Genomic DNA, 15,226 nt, shown 5'->3' on the forward strand with positions numbered 1-15,226 from the left:
GGCGCGGCGCAGGCTAGGCGCGGGCCGCCGGCCTTGGTCATTCCAAGGTCAAGGCCCGTAACAACGCATGCGCCGCGCCTGGCTTGAACCCGAAGGGAAGGCTGCTGCCGGGCCGCATGGCGTTGTTGCGGCCTCCTTGCGTGGAATAACCACGCCGCGTCGGCCACGCCTAGCCCTGCGGCCCGGCAGCAGCCTTCGCGCCCCTTCTTCATTATGAAATGGGTTCTAAGCGCTGGTGCGCAGGGCGGCCCGGCTGGTCTCCGGGGGCGAAGACCGACCACGGGGCGCCGTGCACCACGGGAAAAAGAAAAAGGAGAAAAGCCTTGAGCAGTGCATCCGCGGCAACGTCCGTCGGCAAGGGTGCCGGCAACCCTGCCGGCAACAACCTGGACGACTATCAAACCCTGTTCCAACTGGCACCTGTCTCGCTGTGGCTGGAAGACTTCAGCGCCGTGCGCGAGTATTTTGCGCAACTGCGCAAGGAAGGTGTCACCGACCTGCGCGCCCACCTGCGCGCGGACCCGCGGCAAGCGGCGCAGTGCTCGGCGCTGATCCGCGTGATCGACGTGAACCGGCGCACGCTGGAGCTGTTCCGTGCAGCCGATCTCGACGACCTGGTTGCCAACCTCGACACAGTCTTCCGCGACGACATGCTCGACCAGCATGTCGAGGAGCTCGGCCAGTTGTGGGACGGCGGCAATCGCTTCGCCAGCCAGACCGTCAACTACGCGCTGGATGGCGAGCGGCTCGACATCCAGCTCGAGGCCACGGTGTTGCCGGGCCACGAAGACACCTGGGAGCGCGTGCTGCTGTCGATCAAGGACATCACCCCGCGCATGCGCACCGAGCGTGAACTGCGCCGCAGCGAGCAGTATGCGCTGGGACTGTTCGAGCATTCGCCGGTGTCGCTGTGGGTAGAAGACTTCAGCGCGGTCAAGGTGCTGCTCGATGAAGTGCGCGGCGCCGGCATCACCGACTTCCGCACCTTCCTCAACGTGCATCCGGACTTTGTCTCGCGCTGCATGCAGGAGATCCGCGTGCTCGACGTCAACCAGCAGACGCTGCAGATGTTCGGCGCGGGCAGCAAGCAGGCCCTGCTGTCGCGGCTGGGCGATGTGTTCCGCGACGACATGCGCATCCATTTTGCCGAGCAACTGATCGACCTCTGGCACGAGAAGCTGTGGCAGCAGCGCGAAGTCATCAACTACGCGCTCGATGGCCGCGCCGTGGACGTCTTCATGCAGTGGTCGGTATTCCCCGGGCGGGAAGCGGACTGGGACCAGGTGCTGGTGTCGCTGACCGATATCACGGCGCGCAAGAAGGCAGAAGCCTATGTCGAGTTCCTGGGCAAGCACGACGTGCTGACCAAGCTCTACAACCGCGCCTACTATGAGGACGAGATGGCGCGGCTGGGCCGCAAGGGCCCGTGGCCGGTCAGCGTGGTGGCGGTGGACCTGAACGGCCTCAAGGTGGTCAACGACCAGTTCGGCCATGCCGACGGCGACGGGCTACTGCGCCGCACCGGCGAGGTGTTGAAGAAGGCGGTGGGCGAGCAGGCCTGCGTGGCGCGCATCGGCGGCGACGAGTTCATGATCCTGCTGCCCGGGCGCGACGAGCGCGGCGCCGCGACGGTGGTCGAGCAGATCGGCAAGGTGGTGGAGCTGAACAACCAGTTCTACCCGGGCGCACGCCTGAGCCTTTCCATCGGCCACGCCACCTGCCTGCAGGGCGACCGGCTGAACGAGGTCGTCAAGCTGGCCGACAGCCGCATGTATCAAGCCAAGCGCGACTACTACACCACGCTGGCCAACGAACGCCGCCGCGATTGAAGCCTAGCGGCTCAGCCCGGCGTGCATTCGCCGCGCAGCAGCGCCCACTCCTCGCATTGCTTGCCGGACGGGAAGGTGCAGATGCCGGACTGGCCGGCGGGTGTCGACACGATCTGCAGCTTGCCGCCGCGCTGCGTGCAGTTGACGGAGGCGGGGTTGGGCTTGCCGACGGCAGCGGCGCTGCCGGCGGCACGTTCTGCAGGTGTCGTGGTGCATGCGGCGGCGCCAAGGGCGGCGGCCAGCCACAGTGCTGCGGTACGGACGCGCATCAGGATCTCCGTGGGCAAAGGAAGCTCCCAAGTGGGTGCTCCCTCTCCCGCAAGCGGGAGAGGGGAGCAAACCGTCGGTTTTTGCTTCTTACAGGAAGACGATCAGCCCCACGCCCAGCACGATCAGGCCGAATTTGGTGACGTAGTAAAGCTGGCGGTTCCAGGCCTTGAAGCGGCGGCGATACTGGCCGCCCAGCCAGACAAAGCGGAACAACCGGTTGATCATGCCGGTCTGGTCGTGCTCGTCATTGGGCGAGCTGGCCGCGGTCATGACCTTGCGGCCCATCCAGTGGTTGAACTTCGCAGCCCAGCCGTAGCGCATCGGACGCTCGATATCGCAGAACAGGATCAGCCGGTTGGCATCGCTGCGGTTCTCGGCCCAGTGCAGGTAGGTTTCGTCGAAGACCACGCCCTCACCGTCGCGCCAGCTGTGGCGCTCGCCATCGACCTCGATAAAGCAGCGGTCGTCGTTCGGCGTGGCCAGGCCCAGGTGGTAGCGCAGCGAGCCGGCGAACGGGTCGCGGTGCGGGTTGAGCTTGCCGCCCGGCGGCAGCTCGGCAAACATCGCCGCCTTCACCGTGGGCAGCTCGCGCAGCAGCGCCACGGTCTTGGGGCAGAGCTCCTCGGCCGACGGGTGCTGGGCCTCGTACCACTTCAGGTAGAAGCGCTTCCAGCCGTACTTGAAGAAGGAATTGAAGCCGGCGTCGTCGTTCTTGTCCGCGGCCTTGATCTTGCGCATCGCGGCCAGCGCCAGCCCTTCGTCGCGGATCTCGGGCCAGGCGGCGCGCAGCTTTTCCAGGTCGGGGAAGTTGTCGACCGGGATGTACGGCGTGCGGTGCACGCCCGAGAACGCATACATGAAGCAGTTGATCGGGGCCACCAGGGCCGAATGGTCCAGCAGCTGGCGCCAGATGCGCAGGCGCACCTTGCCGCGGAAGTGCACATACAGGACGGCACCGAGGTAGCCCGCGACGATAATCCACTTGATCACCGAAATCCTCCTGGTCAGCCGCCTCCGCCGCGTGTCAGTCACAGCGCGGACCGGCTGGGTGAAAACGCGTATTTTAGCGAAACGGCAGAGCCGCCGCAGCTTGAGACGATTGCGGCACATGGCCCCGGTTCGGGCCGGGAAGTCAGGTTGGCGCGTTCAGGCCCCGCCGCGCGACTGCCGCGCGATGCGCTCGATCAGCGCCTGGGCGTCGTCGGGCAGGCCCTGCAGCCTCAGCAGGCGCGCGTTCAGCACCAGGTTTTCCAGCACCAGCTTGGCGGTCGAGGCCCACATCGTGGCCAGCAGCGCTTCCACCGGCAGGCCGGACGCTTCCATCTCGCTGGAGCGCTCGGCGATCAGCCGGCACGCCAGCCGGCGCAGCGCGGCGTCGTCGAACGGCAGGTCGGCGTAGTCGATGGGGTCTTCCTTCTCGACTTCCGTCATCAGTTGCAGCAGGGTGTCTTCTGTCATGGGCAGACTCCTGGCCTGGCAAGACGCGTGGGCTAAACGCGGAAATCAGCAGCCATGTCGGCATCGGTGCGCGCCTCGAGGCGCCCCGAACGGCACGCGGCGACAAACTGGTCATAGTCGCGCTCGACCTGGTCGGCATAGCCATTGGCATAGCCTACCATCACGTCGGCCATGCGGTCGCTGCGCCCCAGGTAGCCGCTGACCTCGGCGGCCAGGCCGCTGGCCTTGGCGTGCGCGCGGGCCAGCACCCAGCCACACAGCGAGGCATAGCGGCCGAACAGCTCGGCATCCATCAGCTCGATCTGTGCCGACAGCTTCATGTCGCGCAGCTGCCGCAGATAGAAGTGCCGCCCGAACGGCCCCTTGGTCCAACCGAGGAACAGGTCGCTCGCGGCCTGCATCAGGCGCTGGCCCTCGACCACGCGCCGGCCCTCGTGCGCGGTCGGCGCGCTCTTGAAGTAACGCGCCACCACCGACCTGGTGGCCTCCTTGGCCTGCAGGAACAGCGGCTTGTCAAGCTGGTCCACCATCAGCTGCACCAGGCAGCGCGTGCCCACGCTGCCCACCCCGCCCACCTTGAAGGCCACGTCATGGCGCGTGAAATGGCCGAGCAGCCGGCGCCGGTCGGGGGCCAGCGTGGACAGGTAGTCGTGGTAGGCCTGGTCCAGCGCCAGGTCCGCGTCGCTGGCGGCCAGCCAGTCGTCGCCCGGCCCGAACAGCGTCTGCTCGCCACGCACGTGGAAGATCGCCGGCGGCGCATCGAGTATCGACCAGCGGTCGCCGATGCGCTCGGCCAGCTTGGGCAACAGCGACTCGTGGGTGCGGTCGGCGGCGCGCTCCATGCCACGCCGGATGCGTTTCTGGACTTCGGGCAAGGTTTCTTCTTCGAGCAGCCGCTCGAAGGTGATGCGGTCGTACCAGGTCTCGAGCATGCCCATTTCGCCATAGGTGAGCATGCGGCGCTGGTAGCTGCCCACCGCTTCGCGCACCACGTCTTCGGCCACAGCGGACTTGTGCCGCAGGTGGCGTGCCGCTACCACGAAGCTTGCGCACAGGCGCTTGAGGTCCCATTCCCACGGACCGGGGCTGGTTTCGTCGAAGTCGTTGAGGTCGAACAGCAGCGCGCGCTCGGGCGTGGCAAAGCCGCCGAAGTTGGCCAGGTGGCAGTCGCCGCAGATCTGCATATGCAGCCCGGAATCCGCGGTGCTGGCCAGGTCGTGCGCCTGGATGATGGCGCTGCCGCGGTAGAAGGCGAATGGCGACTGGATCATGCGGCCGTAGCGCAGCGGCACCAGCCGCTCAACCCGGCCCTGGCTGCTGATTTCCAGCAGTTCGACGGGGTCGCGGTCGACGTTGCCAATGGCCTCGTGCGCACCGCGCGGCACCTGCTGGCGGGCGGCCCTGCCGCGCTCGCGCCGGGCCTCGACAGTACCCTCGGCCCCGGCTTGCCCGCCCTCCTGACGTGTCGCCACCATGCCCCCCATGCCGGCGCCGCCAGCGGTTGCCATTTGTGCAGCATCTGCAACAGAAGCTAATGCACTGCGCCGCGGCTTGTCAATCGGCAGGCCACGGCGCGGGTCAGGCTGAGGTCGGGCGGATGTGCGCCGTGGCTCAGAGCGCGGGCGGCTGGCGACGGAAACCGACGCCGAAGCGGTTCCATGCATTGATGGCCGAGATCAGCAGCGTCAGGTCCGCCATTTCCTTTTCCGAGAATTGCTCGCGCAAGTCCTGGTAGTCCGCATCCGGCGCCTGGCTTTGCGGCAGCAGCGTCAGCGCCTCGGTCCACGCCAGCGCGGCGCGCTCGCGCGGGGTGAACCAGCTCACTTCACGCCAGGCCGGCAGCAGGTTCAGGCGGCGCTCGCTTTCGCCATGCTTGCGCGCATCGGTGATGTGCATGTCCAGGCAGAACGCGCAGCCGTTGATCTGCGAGGCGCGGATCTTCACCAGTTCCTTGAGCGTGGTCTCCAGCGAGCAGCGTGCCAGGTAGACCTCCAGGCCAACCATTGCCTTGTAGGCGTCAGGGGCCACGTCTTGCCAGTTCATCCGTTCTTCCATGATCGATCTCCGCTTTGACAGGTTGGATTCGGCGGGCACTGGTGTCGCGCCCGTTGGGATGAAAGATAGACCCATCGATTGGCCCCGTACACCGCCAATTTCCGGCAGAATCAGTAGACCAATCCTGACCGACGCGTACCTTATGGAACTGCATCTCGCCCTGGACCAAGCCAGCGACCTGACCGCGCAGATCGTCCACCAGATCCGCGACGCGATCCAGGGCGGCCGGCTCGAGGCCGGCGCACGCATGCCGCCTACGCGCCTGCTTGGCATCCAGCTGGGCGTGGCGCGCAAGACGGTGACCACGGCGTATGAACGGCTGGTGGCCGAAGGCTGGCTGCACGCGCGCGTCGGCGACGGCACCTATGTGGCCGAGGGGCTGGCCCGCCCGGCCGTGCGCATGGCGGCGGCGCCGGTGCTGCCGCCTGCAGTGCAGCGCTGGATGGCGGTGCCGACGCCGTTCCTGGACTCCGGCGGCGGCGCGCGCTATGCGTTCCAGCCGGGGCAGGCAGATACCACGCGCTTTCCGCATGAAGCCTGGTCGCGCTGCGTGCGCGCGGCGCTGGCCGCCGAGCGCCAGCGCCCGCCCGGCGCCGCCGATCCGGCCGGCGAGATGGTGCTGCGCCAGGCCATTGCCCGCCATATCGCCTTCACACGCGGCGTGCAGAGCATGCCGACCGACATCCTGGTCACGGGCGGCGCGCAACAGGGCATCGACCTGCTGGCCCGGCTGCTGCTCGGGCCCGGCGCCGTGGTGGCGATGGAGGATCCCGGATATCCGATGGCGCGTTCGTTGTTCCAGGGGCTGGGCGCACGGGTGGTGCCAGTGCCGGTCGATGGTGAAGGGCTGGTGGTGGAGGCGCTGCCGAACGATGCCACGCTGGTCTATGTCACGCCATCGCACCAGTCGCCGCTGGGCGTGCCGATGACCCTGGCGCGGCGCCAGGCGCTGCTGGACTGGGCGGCACGCCGCCACGCGGTGATCCTGGAAGATGACTACGACAGCGAATTCCGCTACGGCGGCCAGGCGCTGGACGCACTGCAGACGCTGGACCGGCATGGCCGCGTGGTCTACCTAGGCACGTTCTCGAAGACGCTGGTGGCGAACCTGCGCGGCGGCTACCTGGTGGTGCCGCCCTGGCTGATGCCGGCCGCGCGCAAGGTCAAGCACCTGATGGACTGGTACACGCCGACGCTGATCCAGCAGGCGCTGGCGCGCTTCCTGTCCGAGGGGCACCTGCTGCGCCATATCCGGCGCTCGCACGCGCGCCACGCCCAGCGCCGCGCCCGCCTGCTGGCGCGGCTGCACGGCGACCTGTCGCCGTGGCTGGAGCCGCTGCCGGCATTGGCGGGCTTCCACCTGGCGGCGCGGCTGCGCGTGCCGGTGGCGTCCGAGGCACTGGTCTCGACCGCGCGCCTGGCCGGCCTGGCACTTGCCACGCTCGATCCCTGCTATGCCACGCCCCCTGCTACCTGCGCGGGGCTGCTGCTGGGCTTCGGCGCCATCGACCTGCTGGATATCGATCCTGCCCTGGACCGGCTGGCAATGGTACTCTCTGCACTGGTACCTGAGCCGGCGCACGCCACGTGATGCGGGCCGCACAGGAGCGATACCAGGTGACGCATGCCGCGCGCATGCCATCACAGCGACATGGCGCCGCAGTCATGCTGGTATTTCGCAAACCGACGTGAACAAACCGGAAGCGTGCGGGTCTCATTCGCACTTTCCACACAACCAGAGTCGCGTTCATGACCAAGCGTTTGTTGTCCGCCATGCGTCAGTACGCATGGTTTGCCGGGGTGAAGCACCATGTCGTGCAGGGCGTCGAAGCCCTGGCGGAACTGCTCAAGTCCCCTTCCGCCGCGGCGCGCGCCGTCGCGGCCATCGTTGCCGAAACCGAGCACGGCGTTCAGGTCTGGGTCTCGTACTTCGGCAAGCCGCTGGATCCGCACACCAACTACGTGCTGTGGCCCAACCGCGCGCTGCGCCCGGCGCGGCGGCGCATCCAGCCCTCTCCGATCGAACTGTTGCAGATGCAGCGACGGCGCGACGGATAGCCGCGGCTGCTTGCTGGCTGACGTTATGCAGCGCCCTCGTGAGGGCGCCGCCGGCGTTCAGGCGTCCGCCCAGCGGCGCAGCAGGTTGTGATAGACCCCGGTCAGGCCGATCACCGATTCATGCGCCTGGCCGAGTTCCTGCGCCACCTGGCGGATACGCGCGTCCAGCTCGAACAGCAGCGCGCGCTGGCCAGCGTCGCGCACCATGCTCTGGATCCAGAAGAACGATGACACCCGCGCCCCGCGCGTGACCGGCGTCACGTGGTGGATGCTGGTGGCCGGGTACAGCACCATATGCCCGGCCGGCAGCTTCACGCGCTGCTGGCCGTAGGTGTCCTCGATCACCAGTTCGCCGCCGTCGTATTCCTCCGGCTCGGTCAGGAACAGCGTCGCCGACAGGTCGCTGCGGATGCGGAAGCTGGTGCCGCGCAGGTAGCGGATCGCGTTGTCGACGTGGTTGGCAAAGGTATGCCCGCCCTCGTAGCGGTTGAACAGCGGCGGATAGACCTTCAGCGGCAGCGCCGCCGAGAAGAACAGCGCGTTGTTGCCGAGCGCGTCCTGGATCAGGTCGCCCACCTGGCGCGCCGCCGGCGAGCCCTCCGGCAACTGCAGGTTGCGCTTGGCCAGCGCCGACTGGTAGCCCGAGGTCTCATTGCCGTCGGCCCACGCCGCCGCGTCGATGACCTGCCGGACTTGCGCCACCTGGGCCTTGGACAGTACGTCGGGAATCTGCAGCATCATGATGGCAATAATGTCGGGATGAATCGGGCAGGTGCACATTGTATGGGAAGCGCGGCAGGGACCCGAACAAGAATCATTACTGTTTGATCCTGTGCAGGCGGCGGGCTTCACTACAATGGGTTCTGTATCCCCGTCACCGACAAGGAGCCGACATGTCCGAACCGCTACACGATGAAGCGCTGGTCAATCTCTACCTGGAACGCATCTCGGCTCTCTCGGTGAGCGCCTTCGATGGTGCCGATGTCAGCGGCGAGCTCGATGCGGTGATGCGCGAAGCGGTAACCAAGTGCCAGGCCGCGGGCGGGCCGCAGGCGCAAGGAACACTGACGGTGCTGGCCACGCGGCTGCGTGAGCATGCCGACGCCGCGGAGCGTGAAGACCAGCCGCTGGTGCGCGATACCTTCAGGCGTGCGGCGGAACTGGTGCGCACCTAGTGGTGCAAGCGCACGAACGCTGCAAGGCATGCCTTTGGGTTGCGCGGAATGACATCGGAGCAGTGAGTGAGTCAGGCCGGACGGCCTTGAGAACAACGCCTTGAAGGACTGCGGCGAATGCCGCTGGATACTGATATAAGGCGTTGGTTGCGGGGGCAGGACTTGAACCTGCGACCTTCGGGTTATGAGCCCGACGAGCTGCCAACTGCTCCACCCCGCGTCTGAAGGAGACGGATTATGGGCGATTCATCCGCGCATGGCAAGCGCTATTTTGCCGTGCGCATGAAATCGTTCGTCCCCGCCTCGCGCCGTCATGCAATGCGCCTGGCTTTGCCACCTCAATAGCAATAGATCACGGCATGATATAAGCCGTTGCGCCAACCACAATGACGCGCAGCTCTTACTCGGCGGGCCCCAGCAGCCGGTCCACCAGGGCATAGCCCGCGCCGAAGGCAGCCACCTCCGCCGCATGGCGCGTGGCGAACTGCTGCGGGCCGCTGGCAAGCAACTCGGTATCGCCCGCGTCGGCCGGGTCGGCGCCTTCCTGCGACACGCGGACTTCATAGCCCCAACGGCCGATGCTGTCCTGCCCTTGCGGCGATACCAGGACATAGACATCCATGCCGCGGTACTCTTCAACGCGCCACTCTGCGTTTTCCATGCGCTCAGCTCCCAGGGTCGAGGTTGTGCCTGATTCGAGCCTAGGAGGCCGCACGCACGACCGCAAGGCGTGACGCAGCAATCGCAGGTCTGCGTGGGTGCAGGTGGAAAGCGGGAACGGTAGCCGCGGCGCGCAAGTCGAATGGCACGACGGCGAGAGGACGGAAACGAAAAAGGGCTTCCGTTTCCGGAAGCCCTCTTCTTTCTGCATAGGTGGCGCGGCTGGCAGGATTCGAACCCACGACCCCTTGGTTCGTAGCCAAGTACTCTATCCAACTGAGCTACAGCCGCACGCGAGAAAAAGATTATAACCCAGTTTTTATTTTTGGGAAGCCCCTTCGCAACTTTTTTGTGATCTTTCTTTGGAAGGGGCGCAGCAGATGCCCGCCGGCGAGGTTCGCCTGTGGTGTTTTCCTATAATGACAGACCCAAGAAGTGATCCGGAACATGAACAAGGCATTTGTCAAAGAGTCGTCCGGCGACGAGGACGACGATCTCCCCGAAGGCGCAACGCCGCTACCTCCCGGCACCAAGAACTACATCACCGCCGAAGGCTACAACCGCCTGCGCAATGAGCTGATGCAGCTGATCGACGTCGACCGGCCCGATGTAGTGCAGATCGTGTCGTGGGCGGCCTCCAATGGCGACCGCTCGGAGAATGGCGACTATCTCTACGGCAAGAAGCGCCTGCGCGAGATCGACCGCCGCATCCGCTTCCTGACGCGCCGCCTCGACAAGGCGGAAGTGGTCGACGCGTCCCTGCAGGGCGACAACGACCAGATCTTCTTCGGCGCCACCGTCACCTACGCCAATCGCGCCGGCGAAGAAACCACCATCACCATCGTCGGCATGGATGAAGTCGACCTGGACAGCAACCACGTGAGCTGGATCTCGCCGATCGCCAAGGCGCTGATCAAGGCGCGCGAGGGCGACACCGTGGCGCTGCGCACGCCGGCCGGGGTCGAGCAGATCGATATCCTGGAAGTCCGCTACCCGTCGCGGAAACAATAGCCTGGAGTGGAGGCCGTTTTAGGGCGGCCCTGGCTAGGCGTGCGGCCGCAGACAGTACAGTAGTACGGCAAGGCCGCGCAACGACGCCAGGGCCGTCCTAAAACGGCCTCCTAGCCGTCGTTGCGGTCGCGGAAGATGCGGATGACGTCGGGGTTGCGGCGCAGCCCGCGCATCACGTTGGCCAGGTGCAGGCGGTTCTGTACCTGGATGATGAACTGCATGTAGGTGGCCTCCTGGTGGCCGGCGTCCTGCTGCTCCATGGCCACGTGCGCCACGTTGGCGTCGGCCGCGGTCAGGTCGGCCGCCACGCGCGCGACGATGCCCTTGACGTTGCGCACCATCACCTTGATCGACACGTCGAAGGCGCGCGTGGTCTTCTTGGCCCACATCACGTCGATCCAGTGTTCCGGATCCTTGCTGTGCAGGCGCTTGGCAATCTTGCAGTCCTGCACGTGGATCTGCAGCCCTTCGCCCTTGCCCAGGTAGCCAACGATCGAATCGCCCGGGATCGGGCGGCAGCATGCCGAGAAGATCATCGACATGCCTTCGTCGCCGGTGATCGGGACCGCGGGCGCTTCTTCCCCGGCGAAGGTCTGCACCGCCGCCAGCAGCGCGCTGTCGACATCGCCGGACAGTTCCTGCAGCAGGATCTCCATGCGCTTGGCCACCACCGCCGGCACGCGCCGGCCCAGCGCCAGGTCGGCGAAGATGTCTTCGCGCTGCTTGTTGCCGGTCCACTGGATCATGCGATCCCACACCGACTGCGGCACGGCCTTCAGCTCGATGCCGAGCTGGCGCGCCGACTGTTCCAGCAGGCGCTCGCCGAGCTGGATGGCCTCGTCGAGCTTGGTGGTCTTCAGGTAATGGCGGATCGCCGCGCGCGCCTTGCCCGTACGCACGAACGACAGCCACGCCGGGTTGGGCTTGGAGTACGGCGCCGTCACCACCTCGACGATATCGCCGCTCTTGAGCTCGGTGCGCAGCGGCAGCAGCTCGTTGTTGATCTTAACCGCCACGCACTGGTTGCCCAGGTCGCTGTGCACGGCGTAGGCAAAGTCCAGCGCGGTGGCGCCGCGCGGCAGCGCGCGGATATGGCCCTTGGGCGTGAACACGTAGACCGCATCCGGGAACAGGTCGATCTTGACGTGTTCCAGGAACTCCTGCGAATCGCCGGTCTGGCTCTGGATATCCAGCAGCGACTGCAGCCACTGGTGCGCCTGTTGCTGGATATCGTTGGCCTGGTCGGCCTGGTGCTTGTACATCCAGTGCGCGGCGACCCCTGCTTCGGCGATCTGGTGCATATCGCGCGTACGGATCTGGAACTCCACCGGCGTGCCGAACGGACCCACCAGCGTGGTGTGCAGCGACTGGTAGCCGTTGATCTTGGGAATCGCGATGTAATCCTTGAACTTGCCGGGCATGGGCTTGTACAGCCCGTGCAGCGCACCCATCGCCATGTAGGAGTGCATCTGCGTTTCCACCACCACGCGAAAACCGTACACGTCGAGCACCTGCGAGAACGACAGCTGCTTGTCGTGCATCTTGCGATAGATGCTGTAGAGCGTTTTCTCGCGCCCGGAAAGCTCGGCCACGATGCCAGCATCGCCCAGCGCCTTCTGCGCGGCCTCCAGGATGCGCTTGACCACCTCGCGGCGGTTGCCGCGCGCGGCCTTGACGGCTTTTTCCAGCGTCGCGTAGCGGAACGGCGAGCCGACCTTGAAGGACAGCTCCTGCAGTTCGCGGTAGATCGTGTTGAGACCGAGACGGTGCGCGATCGGCGCATAGATCTCCATGGTCTCCAGCGCGATGCGGCGGCGCTTCTCCGGCGGCACGAAGTCGAGCGTGCGCATGTTGTGCGTACGGTCGGCCAGCTTCACCAGGATCACGCGCACGTCGCGCGCCATCGCCAGCAGCATCTTGCGGAAGCTCTCCGCCTGCGCCTGCTCGCGGCTCTGGAATTCGAGCTTGTCCAATTTGGTCAGGCCATCGACCAGTTCGGCGACCTTGGGGCCGAATTTCTCGGCCAGCTCGCTCTTGGTGATGCCCTGGTCTTCCATCACGTCGTGCAGCAGCGCCGCCATGATGGACTGCACATCCAGCTTCCAGTCCGCGCACAGCTCGGCCACCGCCACCGGATGGGTGATGTAGGGCTCACCGCTCTGGCGGTACTGACCCAGGTGGGCTTCGTCGGAAAACTGGAAGGCCTCGCGCACGCGCGCCAGATCGGGCGCCTTCAGGTACGCGAGTTTCTCCATCAGCCGGGTGATGGAGATGACCTGCTGGCGCGGCGGCACCGCCGGCTGCGAGGTCGGGCCGAAGAAGTGCCGGTATGACTGCGCCAGCACTGCGTCGATAAACAGGCTGTCAGCCGCCGGCGCCACATCCTGCATCGCGGCCAGCTCATCCTGCAGCGCCGCGCCCCTGGACTTGCCCGGCGCCAGCGCGGGCGCGACGGCACGCTCGCCGACGACATCGTCGCCGAGCGGATCGGGAAGATTGGGAGCGCCGGTGCGCGCGTTCACGGAGGGCTGGCCCGGAATGGTGCGCTTACGCGCCGTAGGCGGGGCCGCATCGCCAAGCGCCGGCGCCACGGCAGTCGGCGACGGCTGGGAGGGAGGCTTGGAGGGCGAATGCGGCGAAGGCATGGCGGCGGCCCCTGGAATCCGGCTGGATACGTGCTGGCACGATGCGAGGATAAGCCATGGGCCGCCTGACCAATCAGGTCGGGACCTTCTTCAGCATCTCGATGCCGACCTGGCCCGACGCGATCTCGCGCAGTGCCACCACAGTCGGCTTGTCCTTTGCTTCGACTTTGGGCGTGTGGCCCTGCACCAGCTGACGGGCACGATACGTGGCCGCCAGCGCGAGCTCGAAGCGATTCGGAATGTGTTTCAGACAATCTTCGACGGTAATACGCGCCATATCAAATCCACCTTGGGACAAAACCTTACGTTGGGTTGCTATTTTACAGCACGCGGCGGAAAACGCCGGCGGCGCCCCGCGCAGCTGTCATCGGCAGGCATCGGCTCAGTGGATGCCCAGCTCGATAAACAGCTCCGTATGCCGTGCTTTCTGCGAGGAAAACCGCAGCCGCGTGGCGCTGATCACGTTGCGCAACTGCTCGAGAGCATCGTCGAAGACCTCATTGATGATGACGTAGTCCGACTCCGAGGCGTGGGCCATTTCACTGCCCGCCGCCAGCAGCCGGCGCACGATCACATTGGGCTCGTCCTGGCCGCGTTTTTTCAGGCGCTCTTCCAGAGCCGTCAGCGACGGCGGCAGGATGAAGATCTCGACCGCGTTGGAAAAGCGCTGGTGCACCTGCTGCGCGCCCTGCCAGTCGATTTCCAGCAGCACGTCGTTGCCCTGCGCCATCTGCTGCTCGATCCACACGCGCGAGGTCGCGTAGTAGTTGCCGTGGACCTCGGCCCATTCCAGGAAGTCGCCGCGGTCGCGCGCGGCGCGGAACGCGTCGACCGTGACGAAGTGGTACTCGCGCCCGTCCTGCTCGCCCGGGCGCGGGGCGCGCGTGGTGTGCGAGATCGACAGGCGGATGGCCGGGTCCTGCGACAGCAGCTTGTTGACCAGCGTCGACTTGCCGGCTCCTGACGGCGCCACCACCATGAAGAGGTTGCCGGGGTAGACGGTATCGATGGCAGTGTGAGGCGCGGATTGAGGCGTTGGGCTCATGATGATTCTTTGGTGATTCCTGGGGCTGTCTTTATTCGAGATTCTGGACCTGTTCGCGCATCTGCTCGATCAGCAGCTTGAGCTCCATCGAGGCATCGGCCAGTTCCTTGGCGGCGGCCTTGGAGCCAAGCGTGTTGGCCTCGCGGTTGAGCTCCTGCATCATGAAGTCCAGGCGCTTGCCGGCCTGGCCGCCCTTCTTCAGGATATGCCGGGTCTCGTTCAGGTGCGCCTGCAGCCGCGACAGCTCTTCGGCGATGTCGATGCGGATGCCGTAGACGGTGGCTTCCTGGCGGATGCGCTCGGCGATCTCGTCGCGGCTCATCGACGGCATGCCGGTGGGCGCGGCCAGGTTGAAGGCTTCCTGCAGGCGCTCGGTCAGCTTTTCCTGGTGGTGCGCGATCAGCTGCGGGATGGTCGGCGTCAGGCGCTCGACGATCGCCAGCATGGCGTCGATGCGCTCCACCAGCGTCGCCTTGAGCGCGTCGCCTTCGCGGCGGCGGGCTTCCAGCAACTGGTCCAGCGCCTCGCGCGCGGCGCCCAGCACCGCCTCGCGCAGTGCCTCCTGCGACAGTTCCGGCTCGACCAGCACGCCCGGCCAGCGCAGGATCTCGCCCATGCGCAGGGTGCCGGCGCTGGCGAAGGTGGCGGCGACGGTGGTTTCCAGCGCGCGGATCTGCGCCAGCAGCCCTTCATTGAGGGCCAGGGTGGCGCCGCCGGTGTCGGTGCGCTGCAGGTTGATGCGGCATTCCAGCTTGCCGCGCGACAGCTCGGCCATCAGCATCTCGCGCAGGGCCGGCTCGAAGGCTCGGCACTCTTCCGGGGCCCGGAACAACAGGTCGAGGAAACGCGAATTGACAGTGCGGAATTCCACCGAAACGGACGCGGAGCGCCCGCTGGGCTCGCCTTGCGCGTTGGTCAATGGCGCCTGGCGCGTCGCCAGGCCATAGCCTGTCATGCTGTGGATCATTGGATGTTCTCGTGAATGGCGGCGGCCCCGGGCTGGCGACCCGAGCACGCCCG

The 15,226-nt window shown here is 66.3% G+C and carries 16 protein-coding genes and 2 tRNA genes; 5 read left to right on the forward strand and 13 right to left on the reverse strand.

The annotated features are described in order from the left end of the window. The first annotated feature begins 323 nt into the window (after positions 1–323). Positions 324–1,829 carry a sensor domain-containing diguanylate cyclase gene (locus AC3WON_RS25625; RefSeq protein WP_492320970.1) on the forward strand — a complete coding sequence of 502 codons (1,506 nt, stop codon included), beginning with the start codon at positions 324–326 and terminating at the stop codon, positions 1,827–1,829. An 11-nt stretch (positions 1,830–1,840) separates the two neighbouring features. On the opposite strand, the gene AC3WON_RS25630 is transcribed toward AC3WON_RS25625, so the two are convergent. The 5 genes from AC3WON_RS25630 to AC3WON_RS25650 form a co-directional block, all read right to left on the reverse strand. Further along, positions 1,841–2,098 (reverse strand): putative hemolysin, encoded by a 258-nt coding sequence (locus AC3WON_RS25630; protein WP_492353009.1) that lies wholly within the window; start codon positions 2,096–2,098, stop codon positions 1,841–1,843. Positions 2,099–2,186: 88 nt separating this feature from the next. Continuing rightward, positions 2,187–3,089 (reverse strand): lipid A hydroxylase LpxO, encoded by a 903-nt coding sequence (gene lpxO, locus AC3WON_RS25635; RefSeq protein WP_492353010.1) that lies wholly within the window; start codon positions 3,087–3,089, stop codon positions 2,187–2,189. A 156-nt stretch (positions 3,090–3,245) separates the two neighbouring features. Further along, positions 3,246–3,557, reverse strand: coding sequence for a hypothetical protein (locus AC3WON_RS25640; protein ID WP_010809215.1), 312 nt, complete (start codon positions 3,555–3,557; stop codon positions 3,246–3,248). A 32-nt stretch (positions 3,558–3,589) separates the two neighbouring features. Then, entirely contained in the window at positions 3,590–5,032 is a 1,443-nt protein-coding gene (locus tag AC3WON_RS25645) for a DUF2252 domain-containing protein (RefSeq protein WP_492353019.1), read from the reverse strand. A gap of 136 nt (positions 5,033–5,168) precedes the next feature. Next, a complete protein-coding gene (locus AC3WON_RS25650) occupies positions 5,169–5,612 on the reverse strand; it encodes a carboxymuconolactone decarboxylase family protein (protein WP_492321710.1) in 444 nt (147 codons plus the stop codon). Positions 5,613–5,754: 142 nt separating this feature from the next. On the opposite strand from AC3WON_RS25650, the gene pdxR reads away from it, so the two are divergent. Then, a complete protein-coding gene (gene pdxR, locus AC3WON_RS25655; RefSeq protein WP_492321709.1) occupies positions 5,755–7,203 on the forward strand; it encodes a MocR-like pyridoxine biosynthesis transcription factor PdxR in 1,449 nt (482 codons plus the stop codon). A 158-nt stretch (positions 7,204–7,361) separates the two neighbouring features. Then, positions 7,362–7,670 carry a hypothetical protein gene (locus tag AC3WON_RS25660; protein WP_010809219.1) on the forward strand — a complete coding sequence of 103 codons (309 nt, stop codon included), beginning with the start codon at positions 7,362–7,364 and terminating at the stop codon, positions 7,668–7,670. Between the two features lie 57 nt (positions 7,671–7,727). Here AC3WON_RS25660 and AC3WON_RS25665 read toward each other — a convergent pair whose 3' ends face one another. After that, a complete protein-coding gene (locus AC3WON_RS25665; protein WP_492353011.1) occupies positions 7,728–8,411 on the reverse strand; it encodes a Fe2+-dependent dioxygenase in 684 nt (227 codons plus the stop codon). 152 nt (positions 8,412–8,563) lie between these two features. On the opposite strand from AC3WON_RS25665, the gene AC3WON_RS25670 reads away from it, so the two are divergent. Continuing rightward, complete coding sequence (locus tag AC3WON_RS25670; RefSeq protein WP_035819589.1) at positions 8,564–8,845, forward strand: hypothetical protein; 282 nt, start codon at positions 8,564–8,566, stop codon at positions 8,843–8,845. Positions 8,846–8,989: 144 nt separating this feature from the next. On the opposite strand, the gene AC3WON_RS25675 is transcribed toward AC3WON_RS25670, so the two are convergent. The 3 genes from AC3WON_RS25675 to AC3WON_RS25685 all read right to left on the reverse strand — a co-directional run bounded on the left by AC3WON_RS25675 (position 8,990) and on the right by AC3WON_RS25685 (position 9,796). Continuing rightward, positions 8,990–9,065: transfer RNA gene (locus tag AC3WON_RS25675), tRNA-Met, on the reverse strand. 180 nt (positions 9,066–9,245) lie between these two features. Next, positions 9,246–9,506, reverse strand: a complete 261-nt coding sequence (locus AC3WON_RS25680; protein ID WP_013955938.1) for a hypothetical protein — start codon at positions 9,504–9,506, stop codon at positions 9,246–9,248. A 213-nt stretch (positions 9,507–9,719) separates the two neighbouring features. Further along, a tRNA-Arg gene (locus AC3WON_RS25685) sits at positions 9,720–9,796 on the reverse strand. Between the two features lie 156 nt (positions 9,797–9,952). Between AC3WON_RS25685 and greB the strand changes: the two genes are divergently transcribed. Then, the gene (greB, locus tag AC3WON_RS25690; protein WP_492321707.1) at positions 9,953–10,516 is read left to right on the forward strand and encodes a transcription elongation factor GreB; all 564 of its coding nucleotides are present in this window, start codon (positions 9,953–9,955) and stop codon (positions 10,514–10,516) included. 110 nt (positions 10,517–10,626) lie between these two features. On the opposite strand, the gene AC3WON_RS25695 is transcribed toward greB, so the two are convergent. The 4 genes from AC3WON_RS25695 to AC3WON_RS25710 all read right to left on the reverse strand — a co-directional run bounded on the left by AC3WON_RS25695 (position 10,627) and on the right by AC3WON_RS25710 (position 15,173). Further along, positions 10,627–13,038, reverse strand: a complete 2,412-nt coding sequence (locus tag AC3WON_RS25695) for a RelA/SpoT family protein (RefSeq protein ID WP_492353012.1) — start codon at positions 13,036–13,038, stop codon at positions 10,627–10,629. 196 nt (positions 13,039–13,234) lie between these two features. Next, entirely contained in the window at positions 13,235–13,438 is a 204-nt protein-coding gene (rpoZ, locus tag AC3WON_RS25700) for a DNA-directed RNA polymerase subunit omega (protein ID WP_006578656.1), read from the reverse strand. Positions 13,439–13,543: 105 nt separating this feature from the next. Continuing rightward, positions 13,544–14,206, reverse strand: a complete 663-nt coding sequence (gmk, locus tag AC3WON_RS25705; protein WP_010809225.1) for a guanylate kinase — start codon at positions 14,204–14,206, stop codon at positions 13,544–13,546. Positions 14,207–14,237: 31 nt separating this feature from the next. Further along, a complete protein-coding gene (locus AC3WON_RS25710) occupies positions 14,238–15,173 on the reverse strand; it encodes a YicC/YloC family endoribonuclease (RefSeq protein WP_492321705.1) in 936 nt (311 codons plus the stop codon). Between the last annotated feature and the right edge of the window lie 53 nt (positions 15,174–15,226).

Source organism: Cupriavidus sp. FW305-46, from assembly GCF_058787075.1.